At 71.7% G+C, this 325-nt stretch carries 1 protein-coding gene; it reads left to right on the top strand.

Annotated elements, in window-relative coordinates:
- The coding region (locus WA670_RS45085) for an aldehyde dehydrogenase family protein (protein ID WP_336162314.1) at positions 1-325 on the top strand (325 nt) is incomplete at both ends.

The following is a 325-nucleotide window of genomic DNA, read 5'->3' as shown; positions in this document are numbered from 1 at the left end:
GCCGTGGAACTACCCGCTGCACCAGATCACCTGCAAGATCGCGCCCGCGCTGGCGGCGGGCTGCACGGTCGTGGTGAAGCCGAGCGAGGTCGCGCCGTTGAGCGCCTACCAGCTGTTCGACGCCATTCACGAGGCCGGTTTCCCGCCCGGCGTGGTCAATCTGGTCACCGGCTACGGGCCGGTGGCCGGCGAGGCGCTCGCGACGCATCCGGAGGTCGACGTCGTGTCGTTCACCGGTTCGGTGCGCGCCGGCACCCGGGTCGCCGAGCTCGCGGCGCGCACGGTCAAGCGCGTGACGCTGGAGCTGGGCGGCAAGTCCGCCAAT

The sequence above is a fragment of the Amycolatopsis sp. VC5-11 genome, assembly GCF_037034185.1.
Classification (GTDB): domain Bacteria; phylum Actinomycetota; class Actinomycetes; order Mycobacteriales; family Pseudonocardiaceae; genus Amycolatopsis; species Amycolatopsis nivea.
This window is presented reverse-complemented; position numbering and strand designations above follow the sequence as displayed.